19 protein-coding genes are annotated in these 24,282 nt (G+C 72.8%); 14 read left to right on the forward strand and 5 right to left on the reverse strand.

Going from position 1 to position 24,282, the window contains the following annotated elements; genetic code table 11:
* Window positions 1-73: 73 nt before the first annotated feature.
* Window positions 74-1,654, forward strand: a complete 1,581-nt coding sequence (locus tag AC3IYI_RS29075; RefSeq protein ID WP_489406465.1) for a PucR family transcriptional regulator — start codon at window positions 74-76, stop codon at window positions 1,652-1,654.
* Window positions 1,655-2,025: 371 nt separating this feature from the next.
* Window positions 2,026-3,471 carry an aldehyde dehydrogenase family protein gene (locus AC3IYI_RS29080; RefSeq protein ID WP_489406466.1) on the forward strand — a complete coding sequence of 482 codons (1,446 nt, stop codon included), beginning with the start codon at window positions 2,026-2,028 and terminating at the stop codon, window positions 3,469-3,471.
* An 89-nt stretch (window positions 3,472-3,560) separates the two neighbouring features.
* Here AC3IYI_RS29080 and AC3IYI_RS29085 read toward each other — a convergent pair whose 3' ends face one another.
* Window positions 3,561-7,121, reverse strand: coding sequence for an NACHT domain-containing protein (locus tag AC3IYI_RS29085; protein WP_489406467.1), 3,561 nt, complete (start codon window positions 7,119-7,121; stop codon window positions 3,561-3,563).
* Window positions 7,122-7,697: 576 nt separating this feature from the next.
* Here AC3IYI_RS29085 and AC3IYI_RS29090 point away from each other — a divergent pair.
* The 9 genes from AC3IYI_RS29090 (at window position 7,698) to AC3IYI_RS29130 (ending at window position 18,903) form a co-directional block, all read left to right on the forward strand.
* Window positions 7,698-7,904 carry a hypothetical protein gene (locus AC3IYI_RS29090; RefSeq protein ID WP_489406468.1) on the forward strand — a complete coding sequence of 69 codons (207 nt, stop codon included), beginning with the start codon at window positions 7,698-7,700 and terminating at the stop codon, window positions 7,902-7,904.
* Between the two features lie 156 nt (window positions 7,905-8,060).
* Complete coding sequence (locus AC3IYI_RS29095; protein ID WP_489406469.1) at window positions 8,061-10,043, forward strand: acyl-CoA dehydrogenase family protein; 1,983 nt, start codon at window positions 8,061-8,063, stop codon at window positions 10,041-10,043.
* Window positions 10,044-10,146: 103 nt separating this feature from the next.
* Window positions 10,147-11,466: a serine/threonine-protein kinase gene (locus AC3IYI_RS29100; RefSeq protein ID WP_489406470.1), complete on the forward strand. Its 1,320-nt coding sequence runs from the start codon at window positions 10,147-10,149 to the stop codon at window positions 11,464-11,466.
* 19 nt (window positions 11,467-11,485) lie between these two features.
* The gene (gene dxr / locus AC3IYI_RS29105) at window positions 11,486-12,739 is read left to right on the forward strand and encodes a 1-deoxy-D-xylulose-5-phosphate reductoisomerase (RefSeq protein WP_489406471.1); all 1,254 of its coding nucleotides are present in this window, start codon (window positions 11,486-11,488) and stop codon (window positions 12,737-12,739) included.
* The gene (locus tag AC3IYI_RS29110) at window positions 12,736-14,037 is read left to right on the forward strand and encodes a M50 family metallopeptidase (RefSeq protein WP_489406472.1); all 1,302 of its coding nucleotides are present in this window, start codon (window positions 12,736-12,738) and stop codon (window positions 14,035-14,037) included. The genes dxr and AC3IYI_RS29110 overlap by 4 nt, the downstream gene beginning before the upstream one ends.
* 197 nt (window positions 14,038-14,234) lie before the next feature.
* A complete protein-coding gene (gene ispG, locus AC3IYI_RS29115) occupies window positions 14,235-15,392 on the forward strand; it encodes a flavodoxin-dependent (E)-4-hydroxy-3-methylbut-2-enyl-diphosphate synthase (protein WP_243337575.1) in 1,158 nt (385 codons plus the stop codon).
* 201 nt (window positions 15,393-15,593) lie between these two features.
* Complete coding sequence (locus AC3IYI_RS29120; RefSeq protein WP_489406473.1) at window positions 15,594-16,439, forward strand: GNAT family N-acetyltransferase; 846 nt, start codon at window positions 15,594-15,596, stop codon at window positions 16,437-16,439.
* Window positions 16,440-16,528: 89 nt separating this feature from the next.
* Window positions 16,529-17,098, forward strand: a complete 570-nt coding sequence (locus AC3IYI_RS29125; protein WP_489411715.1) for a GNAT family N-acetyltransferase — start codon at window positions 16,529-16,531, stop codon at window positions 17,096-17,098.
* A 101-nt stretch (window positions 17,099-17,199) separates the two neighbouring features.
* Window positions 17,200-18,903: a proline--tRNA ligase gene (locus tag AC3IYI_RS29130; RefSeq protein WP_489406474.1), complete on the forward strand. Its 1,704-nt coding sequence runs from the start codon at window positions 17,200-17,202 to the stop codon at window positions 18,901-18,903.
* A gap of 160 nt (window positions 18,904-19,063) precedes the next feature.
* On the opposite strand, the gene AC3IYI_RS29135 is transcribed toward AC3IYI_RS29130, so the two are convergent.
* From AC3IYI_RS29135 to AC3IYI_RS29150, 4 genes are read right to left on the reverse strand one after another with little or no spacing between them, the layout of a single operon-like run.
* On the reverse strand, window positions 19,064-20,014 hold the full coding sequence (locus AC3IYI_RS29135) for a slipin family protein (RefSeq protein ID WP_489406475.1): 951 nt from the start codon (window positions 20,012-20,014) through the stop codon (window positions 19,064-19,066).
* Between the two features lie 42 nt (window positions 20,015-20,056).
* Window positions 20,057-20,959: an aminoglycoside phosphotransferase family protein gene (locus AC3IYI_RS29140; RefSeq protein ID WP_489406476.1), complete on the reverse strand. Its 903-nt coding sequence runs from the start codon at window positions 20,957-20,959 to the stop codon at window positions 20,057-20,059.
* Between the two features lie 52 nt (window positions 20,960-21,011).
* On the reverse strand, window positions 21,012-21,467 hold the full coding sequence (locus AC3IYI_RS29145; protein WP_489406477.1) for a ferritin-like domain-containing protein: 456 nt from the start codon (window positions 21,465-21,467) through the stop codon (window positions 21,012-21,014).
* Window positions 21,464-22,069, reverse strand: a complete 606-nt coding sequence (locus tag AC3IYI_RS29150) for a hypothetical protein (protein ID WP_489406478.1) — start codon at window positions 22,067-22,069, stop codon at window positions 21,464-21,466. The genes AC3IYI_RS29145 and AC3IYI_RS29150 overlap by 4 nt, the downstream gene beginning before the upstream one ends.
* 166 nt (window positions 22,070-22,235) lie before the next feature.
* Here AC3IYI_RS29150 and rimP point away from each other — a divergent pair, with 166 nt between their 5' ends.
* The 3 genes from rimP to AC3IYI_RS29165 all read left to right on the forward strand — a co-directional run bounded on the left by rimP (window position 22,236) and on the right by AC3IYI_RS29165 (window position 24,282).
* A complete protein-coding gene (gene rimP, locus AC3IYI_RS29155; RefSeq protein WP_489406479.1) occupies window positions 22,236-22,733 on the forward strand; it encodes a ribosome maturation factor RimP in 498 nt (165 codons plus the stop codon).
* A gap of 2 nt (window positions 22,734-22,735) precedes the next feature.
* On the forward strand, window positions 22,736-23,806 hold the full coding sequence (gene nusA, locus AC3IYI_RS29160; RefSeq protein ID WP_489406480.1) for a transcription termination factor NusA: 1,071 nt from the start codon (window positions 22,736-22,738) through the stop codon (window positions 23,804-23,806).
* Between the two features lie 188 nt (window positions 23,807-23,994).
* The gene (locus tag AC3IYI_RS29165) at window positions 23,995-24,282 is read left to right on the forward strand and encodes a YlxR family protein (RefSeq protein WP_489406481.1); all 288 of its coding nucleotides are present in this window, start codon (window positions 23,995-23,997) and stop codon (window positions 24,280-24,282) included.

The raw sequence follows: 24,282 nt of genomic DNA on the forward strand, positions 1-24,282 counted from the left end.
TGGTCCACGGCGAGAATCCTCCGTCGGCACCTCGCCGCCGAACCCCTCCTCTCCCTAAGGCGCCCCGGTACCCATGCCGCTCACCCTCGCCTCGCTCGTCCAGCACTCGGCGCTCAAACTCAGCGTCCGGGCCGGGGAGGGCCGCCTCGACACCCCCGTGCGCTGGGCCCACGTCAGTGAGCTCGCCGACCCCGTGCCGTACATGGAGGGCGGGGAGCTCCTCCTCATCACCGCGATGAAGCTGGACGCGGAGGACCCCGAGGAGATGCGGCGCTACGTCCGCAGGCTCGCGGCGGCCGGGGTCGTCGGCATCGGCTTCGCCATCGGCGTGAACTACGACGCCGTGCCCGAGGCGCTCGTGGCAGCAGCCCTCGCCGAGGACCTGCCGCTGCTGGAAGTGCCCCGGCGCACCCCGTTCCTCGCCATCAGCAAGGCCGTCTCCGCCGCCCTCGCCGCCGACCAGTACCGGGCCGTGACCGCCGGCTTCGAGGCGCAGCGCGAGCTGACCCGGGCCGCGCTGTCCGCCGACGGGCCCGGCGAACTGCTGACGAAGCTGGCGGCGCACGTGCACGGCTGGGCCGCCCTGTACGACACCTCGGGCGCCGTCGTCGCGGCCGCGCCCGACTGGGCCGCGCGCCGGGCCGCCCGGCTCACCCCCGACGTGGAACGGCTGCGGGAGCGGCCCGCCCCGGCCAGCGCCGTGGTCGGCGGCTCCGAGGACCGCGTCGAACTCCAGTCGCTGGGCACCGGGCGGCGGGCCCGGGGAGCCCTCGCGGTCGGCACCGGGGCCCCGCTCGGCACGGCGGAGCGGTACGCCGTCCACTCCGCGGTGGCCCTGCTGACCCTCACCACCGAACGCTCCCGCTCCCTGCACGACGCGGAGTCCCGGCTCGGCGCCGCCGTGCTGCGCATGCTGCTCGCCGGTCAGGCGGAGCACGCCCAGGCCGTGGCCGGGGACCTGTACGGAGCCCTGCTCGACGCACCGTTCCGGATCCTCGTGGCGGAACCGGCCCTGGCGGGCACGGCCCAGCCGGAGGGCCTGGCGCTGCTGGCCGACGCCGTGGAATCGGCGGCGGCGCGCACGGGGGAGACCCTGCTGGTGGTGCCGGAGCCCGGCCGGCTCGTGGTCCTCGCGGCCGACGGGGGCTCGGCGGTCCAGGCGTGCGCGGAATACGCGGAGGTCCTGGAATCGCGGCGCGGCCGGGAGACGGGCGAACCGGAGCCGGACGAGCTGGTCCTCGGCCTGTCGGCGCCCGCGGTGGCCTCCGGCGTGGCGGCGGCCTTCAAACAGGCCGACCAGGCCTTGGCCGTGGCCCGGCGGCGCGGCCGCCCCATGGTCGAACACGAGGAGCTGGCGGCGGGCTCGGTCCTCCCCCTGCTCGCCGACGACGCGGTACGTGCCTTCGCGGACGGCACGCTGCGGGCGCTGCGCGAGCACGACGAGAAGGGCCGGGGCGACCTGGTGGCCTCCCTCCAGGCCTGGCTCTCCCGCCACGGCCAGTGGGACGCGGCGGCGGCCGACCTGGGCGTGCACCGCCACACCCTGCGCTACCGCATGCGGCGGGTGGAGGAGATCCTGGGCCGCTCCCTGGACGACCCGGACGTCCGCATGGAGCTGTGGCTCGCCCTGAAGGCGACTTCCGCCCCGGCGTAGGACCGACCGGGGGAGCCGCCGCTGCGCCTCAAACGCCGGCGAGGCTGATGTGCCGCTGCGCGGCAAAATCCAGCCCGTCCGGCGTTTGAGGCGCGGGGTCTGGGCAGCGCCCGGGGAACGGGCGAAGGGCGGGTAGGGGACACTTCGCCCCGCGCAGCGGCCGCCCGCGCCCCGCGCAGCCGGACCCGCCCGGAGCCCCCGTACAAGCCCCCGGCAGGGCCCCGCACGGGCCGTGCCACCCCCGACACTGACAAAGCGGCGCGCCGCGCCACGCACGTACTCCACCCCGGACAAACGCCGAAACCCCGGCGGAGTCCTACGGTGGAGGGGACAAGGACCCACCGCACACACTCCGAAGGGCCGGGATCAGCATGACTTCCACCCACGCCTTCTGGCTCGCCGGCCGCCAGGCCACGGGCGACGACAGCCTCGACGTCCACTCCCCGTGGGACGGCCGCCTCGTCGGTACCGTGAGCGTCCCGACCGACGCCCAGGTCGAAGAGGCCGTCGCCGCGGCCCACGCCGTGACGGCGGAGTTCTCCGCGACCCCGGCCCACGTACGCGCCGAGGCCCTGGCCCACGTCGCCCGCCGGCTCGCCGAGCGCACCGAGGAGATCGCGCTGCTGATCTCCGCCGAGAACGGCAAGCCGATCAAGTGGGCGCGCGGTGAGGTCGGCCGTGCGGTGTCCGTGTTCCGCTTCGCCTCCGAAGAGGCCCGCCGCTTCAACGGCGGAGAGGCCCAGCGCCTGGACACCGACGCCGGCGGCGTCGGCCGCCTGGCCCTGACCCGCCGCTTCGTCAAGGGTCCGGTCCTGGGCATCGCGCCCTTCAACTTCCCGCTGAACCTGTGCGCCCACAAGGTGGCCCCCGCCATCGCCGTCGGCGTGCCGATCATCCTGAAGCCGGCCCCGGCCACCCCGCTCTCCGGTCTGATCCTCGGCGAGCTGCTCGCCGAGACCGACCTGCCGGCCGGTTCCTGGTCCGTGCTCCCCGTCGCCAACGACAAGATGCCGGAGCTGGTCAAGGACGAGCGCCTGCCCGTCATCTCCTTCACCGGTTCCGACAAGGTCGGCTACGCCATCCAGCAGGCCGTGCCCCACAAGCACTGCACCCTGGAGCTCGGCGGCAACGCCGCGGCCGTGGTCCTGGAGGACTGGTCCTCCGAGGCCGACCTCGACTGGGCCGCGACCCGCATCGCGACCTTCTCGAACTACCAGGCCGGCCAGTCCTGCATCGGCGTGCAGCGCGTGATCGCCGACGCGACGGTCTACGACCGCCTCGTCGAGAAGGTCGTCGCCAAGGTCCGCGAGCAGGTCACCGGCGACCCGAACGACTCCGCCACCGACGTCGGCCCCCTCGTCTCCGAGGACGCCGCCAAGCGGGTCGAGTCCTGGGTCGACGAGGCCGTGTCCGCCGGAGCCAAGCTGCTCACCGGCGGCAAGCGCGAGGGTGCCTCGTACGAGCCCACCGTCGTCGCCGAGGTGCCCGCGGGAGTCAGCCTCGCCACCGAGGAGGTCTTCGGACCGGTCCTCACCCTGCGCCGGGTCGAGAACACCGACGAGGCCTTCGCCGCCGTCAACGACTCGAAGTTCGGTCTGCAGGCCGGCGTCTTCACGCGGAACATCCAGACCGCGTTCCGCGCCCACCGCGAGCTGGAGGTCGGCGGCGTGATCGTCGGCGACGTCCCGTCCTACCGCGCCGACCAGATGCCCTACGGCGGCGTCAAGCAGTCCGGTGTGGGCCGCGAGGGCGTGCGCTACGCGATGGACGACTACACCTACGAGCGGGTCCTGGTCCTCAGCGGCCTCGACATCTGACCGAACTCGTACGGCCACCAAGCCGACGGCCGGAGCCTACTGTGCGGGGGCTCCGGCCGTCTTTGTGCGTTGCGCTTCTCGTACTCCGCTCAGCCCGACCAGTCCTCGAGCAGCACGTGCCCGGGGCTGATCCGGGCCAGTACCCGCGATGCCCGGCGGACCTCACGGGGCTTCGACCCGGGTGCGGTGAGCGTGCCGGTCAGCATGTGCAGGACCTCGGCCCGGTAGGGACTCCCGAGACCGGCCAGCGCTTCCATCGCATTGCGCCACTCGTACTCGTCGGCCATGCGGGCCCCGATCATTCCCCGCAGCGCCCGCGCGGCGTCGTCCGTGTACGCGGGACCGAGGCCGGCGAGCATCTTCGCCACCTGCACCCTCGCGTACGTCCTGCGCTTGCCCAGCGCCTGGCGCAGGGCCCAGGCCGCCCATTCCACGTACGGTTCGCCCAGTCCGGCCAGCGATTTCGCCGCCGACTCGCGGTCGAACCCGTACACGACGGGCTCGGTCACCACGGCCCGCAGTGCTTCCGCAGCGGCCGCCACATGAGGGCCACCCAGGGCGATGAGGGCCGGTACCGCCACATCTCGCGTGTAGTACGGCGTCCGGGGGTCGGCCGCCACGGCCCGAATCCCCTCCGCGGCGAGCGGCACGTCCGGACCGCCCAGGGTGAGCAGCTCCTGGGCCGCGTAGAACCTCTCTTCCGGTGCGATGGTCCGATCGACGAGCACCTTCCGCAGGACCGGGGCCGCGACCGGCTCGAAACGCCTGTCCAACGCAAGGAGGTTCCGGGCTGCCAGCCCCCGGACCCCCAGGCTCTGCTTCTTCCACCCCGTCTTCCCGAGCGCCACTGCTTCCAGGGCGTCGACGGCTCCCGCCTCGCGCAGACCGGCCCGTGCCGTCAGAACATGCACGATCCTCTCCCGGAGCTCGGTGCTCGTTCTCCGGTCGGCCAGCAGGGATTGCAGGATCGGCACATTCCCCTGCCAGTCCCTGTCCGGCTCCGCGAGGAGAAGCAGCCGTGTGGCGTCCCTACGTACCCGCGTACTCGCGTCACCGTCGGCGACCAGGTCCTTCAGGGCTTTGGCAACCTGCGGCCGGTGCTCGCCATCCGGCTGGGTCAGGGCGTCCACAGCGCGCACCCGGTCACGCGGAGCCGTCCGATGATCACCGATCAGACCCAGCAGGTGCCCGGTGTCCTGCCCGTACGGTCCGCCGGGGGCGCGAAGTACCCGCCACGCCCACCACCGGCCGGTCCAAGCCGTACGGGGGTCCGTGGCCATCACTCGGAGGCACTGCACCGCCTCCTCGGCATGCGGCTCGCCCAGACCCGCCAACTCATCGGCCGCTGCCATCCGTTCGCGCCAGGGCGCGCCCTGGTTCCCGGTCACGTCGTGCAGGATGCGTGCCGCCGCACCCACGTACGGCCCCTTCAGCCCCGCCAGTGCCCTTGCCGCCATCAACCGTTCCTGTCCCGCGCTCCCCGCCGCCATGGCATGCAGGGCCGCCGCCGCCTCCTCCACGTACGTCCCGCCGAGCCTGGCCAGGCCGCCGGCCGCGAACCGCCGGTCGTCCGGAGCATGGCTGCCTTCTGCGATCACCCCTCGGAAGGCTTCCGCCGCCTCTGCCCCGTGGGCGCTGCCCAGGCGGGCCAAGTATTGAGCCGCGAGCAGCCGGTCTTTCAGATCCTGACCGTCGGACATCACCCTTCGGAAGCCTTCCGCTGCCTCTTCCACATGTGCCCCGCCCAACCGGGCCAGGGCGTTGGCCGCGTTCCACCGGGTCTGGGAGTCGATGCCGGGGGCGTCGAAGACGTCGCGCAGGGCCCAGGCGACTTCGACGCCGGTGAACCGTGCCAGGGCTTCCAGCGAGCTCACCGCCCCCCACCGCTCGATGTCATGGGCGCGACGATCGAGCGCCTCGGCCCGCGACGCCACGACGGCCTCCGGGGCGTAGGCGGTATCGATGTCCGCCAGTACGAGCGCCGCCCGGCCCCTCGACTTCGCCGCGGGATCCGAGACCGCCCGCAGCAGCGCCCGGCAGGCGGCCGGTTGGTCCCGCGTCGCCAGTGCCTTCGCCGCTTGCATCCAGTACGGCGAGTCCTCGTCGTTCGCGGTGTCGTACAGGTATTGCCCGACCAGATCGTGGCGAATGCGTCTCATCAGCCTCCAGCGCTCGCCGCCGACGTCCGCGTACGGTGAACCGGCGACGGCTGCCAGGAACCGTTCGACGTGGCGGTCCTGCGCCGGGCACCGCTCGGCCAGGAGGCGGCCGGCCGACAACTGATCCCGGAACGGGCCCTCCTGGAGCCAGTCCAGCAGCGCCGTACCGCCCTTGCGGTGCCGGTGGCTGTAGTGGACCAGCGCTCCGACACGGATGGCCCACGGTCCTCCATGGTCCCAGCGGTTGCCGAAGGTACGGTGCAGCGCGCCGCGCCACGCGTCCGACTCGGGGTCGAACTCCGCGGGCAGGCCGTCGGCCAGGCGCTCGGCCGCCAGGTGTTCGGCGAAGGTGGCGTGCAGGAACCGCAGACCGGCCCCCGTACGCACCAGGAGACCGGTGCCCAGCAGGGCCTCGGTGACCGATCCGTCCCAGCCGTCCAGCGGGGGCAGCGCGCCGAACCGGCCGTGCCCGTCGGCGGCGTTCTCCTCCCACCAGCGGCGCGCCTCCTCGACGAGGTCCGCCGTGCCCTGCGCCACCTGGAGGAGGGCCAGGTGCGTGACCAGGTCGTCGAGATGCCGGCGCAGGTACGCCACCGCTCCCGTGCCCCGGGCGGTCAGCCGGGCCCGTGCCTCCAGCTCCGCCCAGAAGCGGCGGACCTTGACCTGTTTCGCCGCCCTCAGGTGGGCCCTGGCCTCCTCGTACAGCTTCCAGCGGCTGTCGGGGAGCGGGCGCCCGGGGTCGTCCTCGAACACGAGCACCGCGACCGTGGCCAGCAGGGGGTTGTGCAGCAGCGAGCCCAGCTCCGCCTCGTCGACCTGCCGCAGAAAGCCGTCGGCGAGATCCGCACGCCCGGAGTCCTCGAGCCAGGCCCGGGCGAATGCCTCCAGGCTCACCTGGTCGAAGGGTTCCAGCTCGTACGCGTCGAAGCCCGCCCGCGCGAGGACCGGTGTGCCTTCGGGGTCGGGCCGGGTGGTGAGCAGCAGCCGTGGTCCGTCCGAGGGGCGGTCGGCGAGCAGGTTGATCAGGCGGATGCGGTGCTCCCGGTCCACCTCGTCGAGGGCGTCGACGAGGATCAGCCAGCGGGCCCCCCGGGGCAGTTCCGGAAGCCTTCCCGTACCGAGCCCGGTGGCCTCGGCCACGGCGGCCTCGAAGCCGGGCCCGCCGCCGGCGATCTGCGCCGCGGTGACCAGCAGCGGCACCAGGCCGCCCGGCGCCGCCGAGCTCTGTGCGGCCTGCCCCAGGTCGAGCGCGCACCGGTGCAGCAGCGTGGACTTCCCGCCGCCGGGTTCGCCCTGCACCAGCAGATGGCCGCCCTCACCCGTGCCGAGCACGCCCTCGATCGGCCGCGCCGGACCTTCGCGGCGTGCGTGCTCCTCTCCCGAAGGGTCCAGCAGCTGGCGTACGTACACGGTGGTCAGGCGGTGCGGGCGTCCCTCGGGGCGCAGCAGGTAGGGGAGCTCCTCGGCGGCTTCGCGCTGGCGTTCCAGCACGCCGCGTACCGGCTCCGGCAGCCAGTGCCGCGGCTGTTCGCCGTCCGTCGCGCCGTCCGCCGCGCCGGGCTTCGCCGCGGGGGACGCGGGCCTTGCGCCACCAGGTCAGCCAGCAGGCCTCGTCGTACAGCCCGCGCGTGGCGTCGTCCGGGGCGGTGCGGCCTCTCGCCTCCCTGATCAGGGAACGCACCACGGCGAGCAGTTGTGCTTCCGACTGCGGGACGTTGTCGCCGTTCTTCCAGGCGCTGACACGGTTGAGCGTGACCTGCTGGCCCTTCGGGGACAGTCCCCGGTTCGCCTCTGTGACCAGTTGCTTGAGCTGAGGCCGTCCCACTGCCTCGTACAGCTCCGCCAGCCTGGCGGCGAAGTCCAGCCGCGCGCCCACCGCTGCCCCCCTTCGCCGAGCCGTTCCGGTCCGGTCCTGACCGGAAAAGTCAGCCTAGGCCGCCTCACCTGGACTGTCCCAGGGGATTGCCGAAACCGGAATCCGTTCTCCTCCCGCCCGGTGCCTGAATCGGGGCCTGGCCGAGCCGAGGCAAGGCGACGCGAGGCCGACAGTCACCGGAGGAGCAGCACATGAACAGCAGCACCATCGACACCGTTCTCACCGGCGTGACCGCCCTGGGCGCGGGCGGGATCGTCTACGGCACGACGGTCGGCGTGACCGCCGCAGTCGCGGTGTTCGCCCGTACGGCCCCCCGCCGCCGGGACGCCCGTGCCGTACTGGTGATCCTGCTCCGCCGCCGTCCGGCGGTCCCGCAGGACGGCGGGGCACAGGGCTGAGCGACTGCGCGGCGCCGGACCGCAGGAGCCCCCGCTGTGCGGGGGCTCCTGCGTCCCTCTTTTACCGCCGCTTCCCCGCCGCCCGAAACGGGTACGACTCACTGGTAGCACCCACCGGTAAGCACCCCCTCTCTCGGCGGCGAGGTGAGCCCCCTCATGTCCGCAACACAGCCCGGCGACAGCGACACCCAGCCCGCACAGCCCGTACGGCCCGTACAGCCCAAGGTGACCGAGCGCGAGGCACGGCAGGTCGCGGAAGCGGCCCGGGAACAGAACTGGCAGCGGCCGAGCTTCGCCAAGGAGCTGTTCCTCGGACGGTTCCGGCTCGACCTGATCCACCCCCACCCGCTCCCCGCCGAGGAGGACGTCCGGCGCGGGGAGGCCTTCCTGGCCCGGATGCGGGAGTTCTGCGAGACCTCCGTCGACGGGGCGCGCATCGAGCGCGAGGCGAAGATCCCAGACGAGACCGTGCGCGGGCTCAAAGAGCTCGGCGCGCTCGGCATGAAGATCGACCCGAAGTACGGGGGCCTCGGCCTCACCCAGGTGTACTACAACAAGGCCCTCGCCCTCGTCGGCTCCGTCAGCCCGGCCATCGGCGCCCTGCTCTCCGCCCACCAGTCGATCGGCGTACCCCAGCCGCTGAAGATGTTCGGCACGCAGGAGCAGAAGGACGCCTACCTGCCGCGCTGCGCGACCACCGCCATCAGCGCCTTCCTCCTCACCGAGCCCGACGTCGGCTCCGACCCGGCGCGGCTGGCCACCACGGCGGTCCCGGACGGGGAGGACGCGTACGTCCTGGACGGCGTGAAGCTCTGGACCACCAACGGGGTCGTCGCCGACCTGCTCGTCGTCATGGCCCGGGTGCCGAAGAGCGAGAACCACCGCGGCGGGATCACCGCCTTCGTCGTCGAGGCCGACTCCCCGGGCATCACCGTCGAGCACCGCAACGCCTTCATGGGCCTGCGCGGCCTGGAGAACGGCGTCACCCGCTTCCACCGGGTCAGGGTCCCCGCGGCCCAGCGCATCGGCGCCGAGGGCGCCGGGCTGAAGATCGCGCTGACCACCCTGAACACGGGCCGGCTGTCGCTGCCCGCCATGTGCGTGGGCGCGGGGAAGTGGTGCCTGAAGATCGCCCGCGAATGGTCCGGCGTGCGCGAGCAGTGGGGACGGCCCGTCGGCCTGCACGAGGCCGTCGGCGCCAAGATCTCCTTCATCGCGGCCACCACCTTCGCCCTGGAGGCCGTGGTCGACCTGGCCTCCCAGATGGCCGACGAGGACCGCAACGACATCCGCATCGAGGCCGCCCTCGCCAAGCTCTACGGCTCCGAGATGGCCTGTCTGATGGCCGACGAGCTGGTCCAGATCCGCGGCGGGCGCGGCTTCGAGACCGCCGAGTCCCTCGCCGCCCGCGGCGAGCGGGCCGTGCCGGCCGAGCAGATGCTCCGCGACCTGCGCATCAACCGGATCTTCGAGGGATCCACCGAGATCATGCACCTGCTGATCGCCCGCGAGGCCGTGGACGCCCACCTGTCGGTGGCCGGCGACCTCATCGACCCGGAGAAGCCACTCGGCGACAAGGCGAAGGCGGGCGCCCGCGCCGCCGGGTTCTACGCCCGCTGGCTGCCCCAGCTCGCCACCGGGGCCGGCCAGGTCCCCGGCACCTACCGGGCCTTCCACCCGAGCGGCCACCCCGACCTGGCCACCCACCTGCGCTACGTCGAACGCGGCTCGCGCAAACTCGCCCGGTCGACCTTCTACGCCATGTCCCGCTGGCAGGGCCGGATGGAGACCAAGCAGGGGTTCCTCGGCCGGATCGTCGACATCGGCGCCGAGCTCTTCGCGATGAGCGCGGCCTGCGTGCGCGCCGAGCACCTGCGGGCCTCCGGCGAGCACGGCCGCGAGGCCTACCAGCTGGCCGACGCCTTCTGCCGGCAGTCCCGGCTCCGCGTCGAGGAGCTCTTCGGGCGGCTCTGGGACAACACCGACGACCTGGACCGCAAGGTTGTCGCCGGGGTCCTGAACGGCACCTACACGTGGCTGGAGGAGGGCGTCCTGGACCCCTCCGGCGACGGCCCGTGGATCGCCGACGCCACCCCCGGCCCCTCCACCCGCGAAAACGTCCACCGGCCGCTGCGCTGACCTGAAATCATCGCCGGACATCGGACAGATGTACGAGGATGAGTATGGGTACCGGTACGGGTACTGGTAGTCGTACGAGCACAGCGCGAGGCGGACGAGAACGATGCCGACGGCCGAGGAAGACCGCACCAGCCGACGGCTGGCCTGGTGCGTGGCGCACGTGCTGCGCCACGCACCGGACCACGTCGTCACCGACATGATCGGCCGGCTCGACGAGCCCACCTTCAAGTACCTGTGCCGGGACGAATGGCTGGCGGCCTCGACCGTCACCCTGCTGCTCCGCCACGGAGGCGCGGCCGACCGGACCTACGTCGCCCGCAACCCCCGCGTCGTGGGCCGGCCGCTGCCCGGCCTGCCCGGGCCCGCCCGGTACGCCCGCCGCCGGACCCCGCCGGAACTCCTGCCGGTGCTCCGCGCCGAGCTCGGCCGGGACCCCGGCGAGGGACCGCTCACCGCGGCCGAGCTCATCGGGCTGCTCCGCCGGCACGGGCGGCGCGGGCCGCGGGTCCCGCTGGACATCCTGGCGCTCCGCCACCACCCGGACCCGGAGCTGCTGCTGGCCGAACACCTCCGCCGGCCGCTGCCGGCCGGCTCCGTCGAAGCCCTGCTGCTCGTCGAGGACCTGCCCCGGGAGACCGTCCACGGGCTGCTCGCCACCGCGGCGGCTCAGATGCGCTCCTGGCACCGGCCGGCCGTCCGCGCCGTGCGGATGGGCCGGGTCACGCACGAGGAGCTCGTCGCCCACGTGGCCCCCGCACACCGCGCCCTGCTGCTCACCGACCTGACCGGGGCCCGCGGCCTGCGCTGGAGCCTGCCCGAACGGACGGGGATGCGCACGGCCGTCGCCCGGGCGCTGCGCCCCCTGCGCGACGACCCCCGGCTCTGGGCGGAGCTGCTGCGCCACGCCCCCGCCTTCCCGGGCACCCTGCCGGTCCTGGTGGCCCGGATCGTGCGCGGCACCCTGCCGGAGCCCGCCGAAGGACCACCGGTCCCCGGACTCGCCGAGGCGGTGCGCTCCGTGGCGCCCGGGGGCGCCGAGCCCGTTGCGGGTGTGGACCGCGAACTGGCCCTGGCGAGCCTCGCGGTGCCCATGGAGTCCGTCCAGGAGGACATCCGGTGGGTGCGCGACTGCCTCGCCCGCGGGCTGCTCACCGGCGAGGACGTGATCCGGCACAAGGCGCCCGCCTGCTGGGCCCTGGACGAGGACCACTGGCTGGGTGACGTGGACCACCCCGACCGCCACGAGCCGTCCGGCCCGGTGCTCGCCGCGCGGGCCGAGGCCGACCGGCTGTTCGCGCTGGCGCTCGGCTCCGATCCGGACGCCTGGTGGCGCGTGGCAAGTACCCTCCCGGACTTCGCCGGGACGCTCCCGCACCTCCTCCTTCGGGTAACCGAGGGGGGCTCCGTGTCCGGGCGCCCCTGAGTTGCGGCAACATGGGTCCATGAGCGACCGCCCATTCCCCCTTGCCGATCCGCATCTCCTCTTCGACCCCGCGGCCGGCCGTCGGGACATCGTCATCCTCGGCTCCACGGGGTCCATCGGGACCCAGGCCATCGACCTCGCCCTGCGCAACCCGGACCGGTTCCGGGTCACTGCCCTGTCCGCCGCCGGCGGCCGGGTCGCGCTGCTGGCCGAGCAGGCCCGGCTGCTGCGCGTCAAGACCGTGGCCGTCGCGCGCGAAGACGTCGTACCGGCGCTCAAGGAGGCGCTGGACGCCGAGTACGGCGCCGGTGAGCCGCTGCCCGAGATCCTCGCCGGACCGGACGCGGCGACCGAGCTCGCCGCCTCCGAGTGCCACACCGTGCTCAACGGCATCACCGGTTCCATCGGCCTCGCGCCCACCCTCGCCGCGCTGCGCGCCGGGCGGACCCTGGCCCTCGCGAACAAGGAGTCGCTGATCGTCGGCGGCCCGCTGGTGAAGGCCCTGGCGAAGCCGGGCCAGATCATCCCGGTCGACTCCGAGCACGCCGCGCTCTTCCAGGCCCTGGCCGCGGGCACCCGCGCAGAGGTGCGCAGGCTCGTGGTCACCGCCTCCGGCGGGCCCTTCCGCGGCCGCACCCGCGCCGAGCTGGCCTCGGTCACGGTGCAGGACGCCCTGGCCCACCCGACCTGGGCGATGGGCCCCGTGATCACCGTCAACTCGGCGACCCTGGTCAACAAGGGGCTGGAGGTCATCGAGGCGCACCTGCTCTACGACATCCCCTTCGAGCGGATCGAGGTCGTGGTCCACCCGCAGTCGTACGTGCACTCCATGGTGGAGTTCACGGACGGCTCCACGCTGGCCCAGGCCACCCCGCCCGACATGCGCGGCCCGATCGCGATCGGTCTCGGCTGGCCCCAGCGGGTCCCGGACGCGTCCACCGCCTTCGACTGGACCAAGGCGTCCACCTGGGAGTTCTTCCCGCTGGACACGGAGGCCTTCCCGGCGGTGGGCCTGGCCCGGCACGTCGGCGCCCTGGGCGGTACCGCGCCCGCCGTGTTCAATGCGGCGAACGAGGAGTGCGTGGAGGCCTTCCTGGCCGGGCGGCTCCCGTTCACAGCAATCATGGATACGGTCTCTGCCGTGGTCGATGAGCACGGAACCCCCGCCGGGGGAACTTCCCTCACCGTCGCGGACGTCCTTGAAGCGGAGACCTGGGCCAGGGCCCGGGCACAGGAGATGGCGGCACGGGCCGCAGTGGAGGCGCGCGCATGACCGTACTGCTCACCTTGATCGGCGTGCTCGTCTTCGCGGTCGGGCTGCTCTTCTCGATCGCCTGGCACGAGCTCGGCCACCTTTCCACGGCCAAGCTCTTCGGCATCCGCGTGCCCCAGTACATGGTCGGCTTCGGCCGGACCATCTGGTCGCGCAAGAAGGGCGACACCGAGTACGGGCTCAAGGCCATCCCGATGGGCGGGTACATCCGCATGATCGGGATGTTCCCGCCGGGCGAGGACGGCAAGGTCACCGTCCGCTCGACGTCGCCGTTCCGCACGATGATCGAGGACGCGCGCTCGGCGGCGTACGAGGAGTTGCAGCCGGGCGACGAATCGCGGCTCTTCTACACGCGCAAGCCGTGGAAGCGCGTGATCGTGATGTTCGCGGGACCGTTCATGAACCTGGTCCTGGCGATGGCGATCTTCTTCGGCGTCTGGATGACCTTCGGGGTGCAGCAGACGACCACCCAGGTCCAGACCGTCACCGACTGCGTGATCAAGCAGAGCGAGAACCGCGACGAATGCCGGGCCGGCGACCCGGCGGCCCCGGGCAAGGCCGCGGGCCTGCAGGCCGGCGACAAGATCGTGGCCTTCCAGGGCAAGCCGGTCGAGGACTGGGGCACCCTCCAGAAGAACATCCGGGACACCATCGGGCCGGCCACCCTCACCGTCCTGCGCGACGGGCAGAAGCTGACCCTCCACGCGAGCCTCGTGGAGAACCGCGTGGGCAAGACCGACGGCCACGGCGGCTACGTCAAGGGCGAGTACGTCTCCGCCGGCTACCTCGGCGTCGGCCCGAAGTCCGTGATCGCCCCGCTCACCTTCGCCCAGTCCGCGGACCGGGTCGGCGAGGTCGTCCAGAGCAGCCTGCAGGGCCTGGCCCAGCTCCCGGGCAAGATCCCGGCCCTGTGGAACTCGGTCTTCAACGGCGCCGAGCGGGAGCCCGACTCCCCGATGGGCATCATCGGCGCGGCCAGGATCAACGCGGAGGTCGCGAACCTGGACATTCCGAGCGAGGAGCGGATGTCGATCATGCTGAACGTCCTGGGCATGTTCAACCTCTCCCTCTTCCTCTTCAACATGCTGCCCCTGCTGCCGCTGGACGGCGGGCACATCGCGGGCGCCCTGTGGGAGTCGGTGCGGCGGGCCTTCGCCCGGGTCTTCCGGCGGGCCGACCCGGGCCCGTTCGACGTGGCGAGGCTGATGCCCGCGGCGTACGTGGTGGCCGGGGTCTTCCTCTGCTTCACCTTGCTGGTGCTGGCCGCGGATGTGGTCAACCCCATCAAAATCACCTGATCGAAAGATCGTCGGATCGTCGTACGGGGCACCCCTACCGCATGCGGACCGGAGCCGGGCACGCATCGTGCCCGGCTCCCTACGTTCGGGTGGCACACCCCCTGCGATGCGCGGGAGACGTGCCGGTTGGCGTAATCTCGGACGCTGGGGCCCGCCGATCCCGGCACCTATATCCACACCTTGGGGTTGCACAGCAGATGACTGCCATCTCTCTCGGAATGCCGGCCGTGCCGACGAAGCTCGCCGACCGCAGGGTCAGCCGCAAGATCCAGGTCGGCTCGGTGGCCGTCGGCGGCGACGCGCAGATCTCCGTGCAGTCGATGACCACCACCAGGACCTCCGACATCGGAGCCACGCTCCAGCAGATCGCCGAGCTGACCGCTTCCGGCTGCGACATCGTGCGCGTGGCCTGCCCGACGCAGGACGACGCCGACGCGCTCGCCGTGATCGCGAAGAAGTCGAACATCCCGGTCATCGCGGACATCCACTTCCAGCCGAAGTACGTGTTCGCCGCGATCGACGCCGGCTGCGCCGCCGTCCGTGTGAACCCCGGCAACATCAAGCAGTTCGACGACAAGGTCAAGGAGATCGCGCGCGCCGCCAAGGACGCCGGTACCCCGATCCGGATCGGCGTCAACGCCGGCTCGCTCGACGCGCGACTGCTGAAGAAGTACGGCAAGGCCACGCCCGAGGCGCTGGTCGAGTCCGCGCTGTGGGAGGCCTCCCTCTTCGAGGAGCACGGCTTCAGCGACATCAAGATCTCGGTCAAGCACAACGACCCGGTGGTCATGGTCAACGCCTACCGCCAGCTCGCCGCCCAGTGCACCTACCCGCTGCACCTCGGCGTCACCGAGGCCGGCCCGGCGTTCCAGGGCACGATCAAGTCCGCCGTCGCCTTCGGCGCGCTGCTCTCCGAGGGCATCGGCGACACGATCCGCGTCTCGCTGTCGGCCCCGCCGGTGGAGGAGATCAAGGTCGGCATCCAGATCCTGGAGTCGCTGAACCTCAAGCCGCGCCGCCTGGAGATCGTCTCCTGCCCGTCCTGCGGGCGTGCGCAGGTGGACGTCTACAAGCTGGCCGAGGAGGTCACGGCGGGCCTGGAGGGCATGGAGGTCCCGCTGCGCGTCGCGGTCATGGGCTGCGTCGTCAACGGCCCCGGCGAGGCCCGTGAGGCCGACCTGGGCGTCGCCTCCGGCAACGGAAAGGGCCAGATCTTCGTGAAGGGCGAGGTCATCAAGACCGTGCCCGAGTCGAAGATCGTCGAGACCCTCATCGAAGAGGCGATGAAGATCGCCGAGCAGATGGAGAAGGACGGCGTGATGTCGGGCGAGCCGACGGTCGCCATCGGCGTGTAGCTCCCCGCGGGGAGCAGTACGGCTCCGCAGGAGGAACGATGACGGGCCCGGGACCGCAGGTGCGGCCCCGGGCCCGTCGGCATGCGGACCTCCGCCGGGGCGGCAACAGGTCCGCCCGGCGCCCCCGAGGGCCCTCGGGGGCATCTCGGAGCCGGTCCGGGTACAGTGCGGAGATCAGCAGACTTGCATGGTGAGGCCCCAGTGTTGACGCAGACCACCACCCGGGTCCTTGAGCCCAGTGATCTTGACGCCGCGCTCGACATCCTCGGCCGCGAGCCGGTCGAGAACGCCTTCGTCACCTCCCGGGTCCAGATCGCAGGGCTCGATCCGTGGCGCCTGGGCGGCGAGATGTGGGGCTGGTACGCCGACGGCGAGCTCCGCTCGCTCTGCTACGCCGGCGCCAACCTGGTGCCCGTCTGCGCCGGACCCGACGCGGTACGGGCCTTCGCCGACCGCGCCCGGCGCACCGGCCGCCGCTGCTCCTCCATCGTCGGCCCCGCCGACGCCACCGGGCTGCTCTGGCAGCTCCTGGAACCGAGCTGGGGCCCGGCCCGCGACGTCCGCTCCCGCCAGCCGCTCATGGTCATGGAGCAGCCGTCCACCACGGTGACCGCCGACCCCCGGGTCCGCCGGATCCGCAAGGACGAGATGGACCTGATCATGCCCGCCTGCGTGGCCATGTTCACCGAGGAGGTCGGCATCTCCCCGATGACCGGCGACGGCGGCCTGCTCTACCAGGCCCGGGTCGCCGAGCTGGTCGCCGGCGGCCGTTCCTTCGCCCGCGTCCAGGACGGCAAGGTCCTCTTCAAGGCCGAGATCGGCGCCGCGACCTCCCGCGCCTGCCAGATCCAGGGCGTCTGGGTGGCCCCCGAGTTCCGCGGCCGCGGGCACTCCGAGACCGGGATGGCCGCCGTCGTCGCCTACGCGCTCCGGGACGTGGCCCCCGTGGTCAGCCTGTACGTCAACGACTTCAACACCGCCGCGCGCGCCTCCTATCGCCGGGTCGGCTTCCGCGAGGTCGGCGCGTTCATGAGCGTGCTGTTCTGAGCGCGGCGCCGCCCTCTGCGCGGCGATCCGAGCGTCCTGTTCCGATCTTCCTGTCCGACCCCACGGTCGGCCAGTAAGGTCGCCGCATGATGCCAACCCCCGCGGGAGACGACCCCGGCCGGCCCGCCGGACTGCGCATCGGGCCCCTCGACCTCGCCGCCCGGGTCGACGAGGCCCTGCGCGTACAGGCCATGGCCTTCGGACTCAGCGAGGAGGAGGTCGGCATCCGGCGCTACATCGTCCAGCGCCACATGACCTGCCGCGGCGCCCGCGCGCTCGGCGCGTTCACCGACGACGGGGTGCTCGCCGGGTTCGTCTACGGCATGCCCAACGACCGCACGCACTGGTGGTCCGGAGTCGTCGAGCCCTACCTGCGCGCCGGCGGCCACGAGGGCTGGCTCGACGGCTCCTTCGTGATCACCGAGCTGCACGTGCACCCAGGGTTCCAGGGCAAGGGCGTCGGCCGCGCCCTCATCACCCAGATCACCGACACCGCCGCCGAGGAGCGCTCGATCCTCTCCGCGATCGACACCGAGAGCCCCGCCCGCGGCCTCTACCGCTCCCTCGGCTACACGGACCTCGCCCGCCAGGTGCTCTTCCCGAGCGCGAGCCTCCCGTACGCCGTCATGGGCGCCCCGCTGCCGCTGCGCAGGCCCTGACCCCGCAGGCCCTGACCCCGTAGGGCCGCACCCCGTACGCCCCGACCCCGTAGCCCCCAAACCGTTTCCGCGGCCCCCGCGGGCCCCGGTAGCCTCCCGTCATGTCAACGCAACACGTGCAGCGCATGTCCCGCCTCATGGCCAAGACCCTCCGCGAGGACCCCGCCGACGCGGAAACCCTCAGCCACCGCCTGCTCGTCCGGGCCGGCTACGTCCGGCGCAGCTCCGCCGGGGTGTGGAGCTGGCTGCCGCTCGGCAAGCGGGTCCTGGACAACGTCTCGCGCATCGTCCGCGAGGAGATGGACGGGATCGGGGCACAGGAAGTGCTGCTCCCGGCGCTGCTGCCGAAGGAGCCGTACGAGGTCAGCGGGCGCTGGTCGGAGTACGGGGACCTGCTCTTCCGGCTCAAGGACCGCAAGGGCGCGGACTACCTGCTCGGACCCACCCACGAGGAGATCTTCACCCTGGTGGTCAAGGACCAGTGCACGTCCTACAAGGACCTGCCGGTCATGCTGTACCAGATCCAGACCAAGTACCGGGATGAGGCGCGGCCCCGCTCGGGCGTGCTGCGAGGCCGCGAGTTCCAGATGAAGGACTCGTACTCCTTCGACGTGTCCGACGAGGGCCTGGCGGAGTCCTACCGGCTCCACCGCGAGGCCTACGTACGCATCTTCGAGCGGCTCGGCCTCGACCACCGGGTGGTGTCGGCCGTGTCGGGCGCGATGGGCGGATCGGCGTCGGAGGAGTTCCTCGCGCCGGCCCCGGCCGGCGAGGACACCTTCGCGGACTGCCCCTCGTGCGGCTACGCGGCCAACACGGAGGCGGTGACCTTCGCCCTGACCCCGGCCGCGGGGGAACACGGCCCGCTGGAGGAGATCCCGACCCCCGACACCCCCACCATCGAGACCCTGGCGGCGCACCTGGGCGTCCCCGCCTCCGCGACGCTGAAGAACCTCCTCGTGAAGGTGGACGGCGAGATCACCGCCGTCGGCGTACCGGGTGACCGGGAGGTCGACCTGGGCAAGCTCGGCGAGCACCTGGCCCCGGCGGTCGTGGAACTGGTGACGGCGGAGGACTTCACCGGCCGGCCCGACCTCGTACGGGGCTACGTGGGCCCGCAGGGCCTGGAGAAGGTCCGCTACCTCGCCGATCCCCGCGTCGCGCCGGGCACCTCCTGGGTCACGGGGGCCAACAAGCCCGACACGCACGCCCGGAACGTGGTCTGCGGGCGGGACTTCGAGGTGGACCGGTACCTGGACGTCGTCGTCGTCCAGGAGGGCGACCCCTGCCCCTCCTGCGGCGCCGGGCTGCGGCTCGACCGGGCCATCGAGATCGGGCACATCTTCCAGCTCGGCCGGAAGTACGCGGACGCCTTCGGGCTCGACGTCCTCGGCAAGGAGGGCAAGCCGGTCCGGGTCACGATGGGCTCGTACGGAATCGGCGTCTCCCGCGCGGTGGCCGCGCTGGCCGAGCAGACGGCGGACGAGCGGGGCCTGTGCTGGCCCGCCGCGGTCGCCCCGGCCGACGTCCACGTCGTGGCGGCGGGCAAGGCGGTGCCGCTCGCCCTCGCGGAGTCGGCGGCGGAGTCCCTGGCCGGGGCCGGTCTCCGCGTCCTCCTGGACGACCGGCCCGGCCTGTCACCCGGGGTGAAGCTGACGGACGCGGAGCTCATCGGGGTCCCGTGGATCCTGGTCGCGGGCCGCCGCTCGGCGGAGTCGGTGGTCGAACTCCAGGACCGCCGCTCCGGCACCCGCGAGGAACTCCCCCTGCCGGAGGCCCTGTCCCGCCTGACCGGCTCCGCGTAGCCCTGCGGGGCAGTCCCCTACCCGCCCTTCCACCGTTCCCCGGGCGGTGCCCGGACCCGGTCCGCGGCACGTCCAGCCCCGCCGGCGTTTGAGGCGCGGGGTCCGGGGCGCAGCCCCGGGGAACGGTGGAAGGCGGATAGGGGACGGCTCCGCGAAGCGCCTAGCCGCGCTCGTCCGGCTCCGCCGGGGGCGGCAGCGGGGATCCGTCCAGGCAGGGCTCGTCCGCCGCCCGGGGACCGAGACCCGCACCGGTGTCCGCGGACGGCGCCGCGGGAGCAGGACCCGCGATGCCTGGCGGCGCGGCCGCAGGAGCGGGGGCCGCCGGGCCCGGAGACGGCGGAGCCGCGGGCGGCGGGGCCGCGCGTTCCAGGAAGCGCAGGAGCTCCACCGGGAACGGCAGGACCAGGGTGGAGTTCTTCTCCGCAGCCACGGCGACGACCGTCTGCAGCAGGCGCAGCTGAAGCGCGGCCGGCTGGTCGGACATGACCGCCGCCGCCTCCGCCAGCTTGTGCGAGGCCTGGAGCTCCGCGTCCGCGTTGATGACCCGGGCCCGGCGCTCACGGTCGGCCTCCGCCTGCCGGGCCATCGACCGCTTCATCGTCTCCGGCAAGGACACGTCCTTGATCTCGACCCGGTCGACCCCGACGCCCCAGCCCACTGCGGGGCTGTCGATCATCAGCTCCAGGCCCTGGTTGAGCATCTCCCGGTTGGACAGCAGGTCGTCCAGGTCGGACTTGCCGATGATCGACCTGAGCGAGGTCTGCGCCATCTGTGAGACGGCGAAGCGGTAGTCCTCGACCGCGATGACCGCGCTGGCGGGGTCGACGACCTTGAAATACACGACCGCGTCCACCCGCACTGTGACGTTGTCCCGCGTGATGCCCTCCTGCGCAGGCACCGGCATCGTCACGATCTGCATGTTCACTTTCCGCAGCCGGTCGATCACGGGCACGACCACCGTGAAGCCGGGCGGCCGGATCTCCTGGCGCAGCCTGCCCAAGCGGAAGACCAGGCCCCGCTCGTACTGCTTCACCACCCGGGCCGCGGCACCCATGTAGACCACGACACCCACACCGGCGGCGATTGCCGCTGTCAGCAGTTCTTCGACCATGACGGCCCCCTGCCGGACACACCTATGTACCAACGGTATGCCCTACAACCAGCCCGCGAACTCCAGCAGCAGTTCCGCGTCCCGCCGCCGGCCGCAGGCCAGCGCCCGGTTGCCCGATTCGACGGCCCGGAACAGCGTCCAGCCCCGCAGCCGGTCCCGGTCCACCTCCAGGGCGTCGGCCAGCTTGTTCACCCGTCGCCGGGCGCCCGAGGCCCCCGCCGAGGAGGCCATCTGGTCCTCCAGCCGGTCCCGTACCAGCCGCGCCAGGTCGTAGGCCCGCTCGCCGACCATCGGGTCCGGCCCCACCGCCAGCCACGGAGCGCGCTCGCCGGCGAGGACCTTGCCCTGCCGGAAGTTCCCGTGCAGCAGCAGTTCCTCGGCCGGCGCCGCCGTCAGCTCCTCGCGGGCCGCGAGCGCCGCCGCGGCCAGCTCGGCCGCCTCCGGGGGAGCCTTGCGGAGCACCTCGGCCTGCTCGGCGGTCCGCTCGGCGACCGTCTCCCAGCCGTGCCCCGGCGCCGGGGCCACCCACAGTCGGCGCAGCGTGCCGCAGGCCTCCAGCAGCGCCTTCGCCTCCGGTAGCGAGCGCAGCGAGACCTCGGCGTGCAGCCGCTCCAGCAGCAGCGCCCCGTCCTCCTCGTGGTGGCGCGTGTCGAGGACCCGTACGGCCCCGAAGCCGCCCCAGTGCGCCAACGCGGCCAGCTCACGGTCGGGCCGGAGCACCGGCGGCGCCAGCTTCAGCGCGGCCGGGGTCCCGTCGGCGTACCGGACGAGGACGACCAGGCTGCTGCGGCCGCCGGGGGCCTGCACCCGCTGGGCGTGTACCCCGCGCCGGGCCAGCGCGCCCTCCGCCAGCCGGGGCAGCTGCCCCAGCCAGTCCGAGACGTGCGCCGATTCCGGCAGCTCGCCGAGCGCCCGTACGAGCCGCTGCGGCGGTTCGAAAGCCATGCGTGCGTGGTCCCTTTCAGCTGTGCCCGGGCTCGTCGCGCATGCTTGCGCGCTAGGTCCGCGGCGTGTCCGCGCGTTCCGTGAGCCCAGGGAAGGCTACGCCGACACCGCGCCAGCGTGCCGCGCGCACGGCCGCGGCGGTGAGCGCGTCAGCCGCCTCGCGGCGCAACCGGCCCTCGGCGGCGCGCACCAGATCGGAGTACGCGCCCGCCACCCGGTCCTCGATCCCGGCGGCCAGCCGCTCCGCGTCGGCGGGCGTGCGCACCGTGAACGGCAGGGTGTACGCCGCCTCGGAGGGGCGCGGAGAACCGCCCAGCTCACGCACGGTGCGGGCGAGCGCGTCGCGGCGCGCGAGGTGGCCGCCGTACGCCTCACGGGCCTCGGCGGAGCGCGCGGCCGCGGCCCGGGCCCCGATCACGCCGTAGCCGTACGCGGCGGCGTGCTCGGCCGCGAGCGCGGCCTGCGCGGCCTCCAGGACCTGGCCGGCGGGGGAGGGTGCGGGGGTCACGAGGAGGCTCCCGGGTTCGAGGTCAGCAGGTACGCGTGCACGTGGCCGCACGCCGCCACCGAGGCGAGCATCCGGGCCAGCTCCCCGGGGGCGCCGGCCAGGGAGATCGTCCGGGCCTCGGCCAGGCTCCGCTCGGCGTCCGCGAGCGCGGTCAGCGCGTCGGCGGGCGCGGCGGGCACCGGCGCGGCCCCGGCAGCGGGCGCAGCGGCGGCCGCGGCGCCGGACGGAACGGCGGAGGAGGACGGGGCGGGGGAGGACGGGGCTGGGGAGGCGGACCGGGCGGGAGCGGAGGCGGAGCGGGAGGGCGCGGACGAGGCCGCCGGGGACCCCTCGTCGGCGAGGGCCGCCGTGTGCGCCGCGACCGAGGCGCGCAGCGGTGCGAGGTGCTGTGCCAGGGACGGATGGGCGGCGGTCGTGGCGTCGTAACGTTCCAGCAGTCGCTCGCTTTCACGAACGGCCGTCTCGCGCATCCGCCGTTCGAGTGGAACTTCGGGGTCCGCGGCGGGCGGGCTCCCCTCGGTGCAACCGCTGAGCAGCGCGGTACCGGCGATGCCCGCGGCACCGGCGAGCAGGGCTCTTCGCGACGGCAGGGTCGAGGGCACGGGGCCGTCCTTCGGGTGGTGGCCGGGCTGATGGCCGGCAGGGTGTGATCACGGTACCCGGGGCCCCGTCCACAGCGCGGACGGCAACACCCCCCGCGACCGGATACCCTTTGACCTGACGCACGACGGAAACCACAACAGCACACGCGGCCGAGGAGTCACCCGGATGAGCACCACCCAGAGCGACAGGCTGCGCGCATTGCTGGAGCCGCTCGTCGCCGCCAAGGGCCTGGACCTCGAAGAGATCGAGACGTCCAAGGCGGGCAAGCGCCGGATGCTGCGCATCATCGTGGACTCCGACGAGGGCGTGGAGCTGGACGCGTGCGCCGAGCTGAGCCGCGAGGTCTCCGACCTGCTGGACGAGACCGACGCGATGGGTGAGGACGAGTACGTCCTCGAAGTGAGCTCGCCGGGCGCGGACCGCCCGCTGACCGAGCACCGTCACTACATCCGGGCGATCGGCCGGCTCGTGAAGTTCCAGACGTCGGACGGCGGGGAAGTGATCGCCCGCATCCTCGACGTCGACGACGAGGGCGTCGACCTCGAAGTCCCGGGCGTGAAGGGCCGCAAGGCGACCGCCCGCCGCATCGTTTTCACCGACATCGCCAAGGCGCGTGTCGAGATCGAGTTCAACCGCAAGGACAAGAAGGAAGAGGAGGCGTAGTCGTGGACATCGACATGAGTGCCCTGCGGGGTCTGGTTCGGGAGAAGGAGATTTCCTTCGACCTGCTCGTCGAAGCGATCGAGTCGGCCCTCCTCATCGCGTACCACCGCACCGAGGGAAGCTTCCGGCGCGCACGCGTCGTGCTCGACCGCACCAACGGTCACGTGATCGTGTGGGCGACCGAGGACCCGAGGGACCTGGAAGAGGGCCAGGAGGCCAAGGAGTTCGACGACACCCCGTCGGACTTCGGCCGCATCGCCGCGACGACCGCCAAGCAGGTGATCCTCCAGCGTCTGCGCGACGCCGAGGACGACCTGACCTTCGGCGAGTTCCTGGGCCGCGAGGGTGATGTCATCACCGGCGTGGTGCAGCAGGGCAAGGACCCGAAGAACGTTCTGGTCGACATCGGCAAGATGGAGGCCATGCTGCCCGTGCAGGAGCAGGTCCCCGGCGAGGACTACACGCACGGACTGCGCCTGAAGTCGTACGTCGTGCGGGTGGCGAAGGGTGTCCGCGGTCCGTCCGTGACCCTGTCGCGCACCCACCCGAACCTGGTGAAGAAGCTGTTCGCGCTGGAGGTCCCGGAGATCGCCGACGGGAGCGTCGAGATCTGCGCGATCGCCCGTGAGGCCGGTCACCGCACCAAGATCGCCGTACGGGCCAACCGCTCCGGCCTCAACCCGAAGGGCGCCTGCATCGGCCCGATGGGCAGCCGTGTGCGCAACGTCATGGCCGAGCTGCACGGCGAGAAGATCGACATCGTCGACTGGTCGGACGACCCGGCGGAGATGGTCGCCAACGCGCTGTCACCCGCCCGGGTGAGCAAGGTCGAGGTCGTGGACTGGGACACCCGGTCCGCGCGGGTGACCGTGCCCGACTACCAGCTGTCGCTGGCCATCGGCAAGGAGGGCCAGAACGCCCGCCTCGCCGCTCGCCTGACCGGCTGGCGCATCGACATCCGCCCCGACACCGAGCAGCCCTCGGACGGGGACGACCGCGACCGCGGCGAGCGCCGGGACGACCGGGGCGACGAGCGCCGGGACGACCGGCGCGACGACCGCCGCGGGGAATAAAACCGGTACCGCCCGGAGCTGTCCGAGCGGTACACAGGAACGGCAGGGGCGAAAAGAGCCCTGCCCGACGTGCACGGCTGTCCGCCGCCGAGGTTTCAGCGGCCGGACCCGGCACTAGTGATCACGACAACATCCGTTCGATTTTTCGCCCGAAGGGGTGAGGTCGGTGCGGGGAGGTAGACTTAAGCGTGTCTGGCCGGACGCAAGCCCGCGCATGCCCCGAACGCACCTGTGTGGGGTGTCGGGAGCGAGCGGCCAAGAGCGATCTGCTGCGCATCGTGGCGGTCGGTGACAAATGTGTCTCCGATCCTCGCGGTACGCTGCCCGGCCGGGGTGCCTACGTGCACCCCGCCGTGGTCTGCCTCGACCAGGCTGTCCGCCGTAGGGCGTTCTCCCGGGCCTTCAAGTCCGCAGGACCGTTCGACACGGCGGAATTGCACAACGCCATGGCCGATGAGGCCGAGGCGACACCGTAA

The sequence above is a fragment of the Streptomyces sp. GL_148 genome (assembly GCF_057834205.1).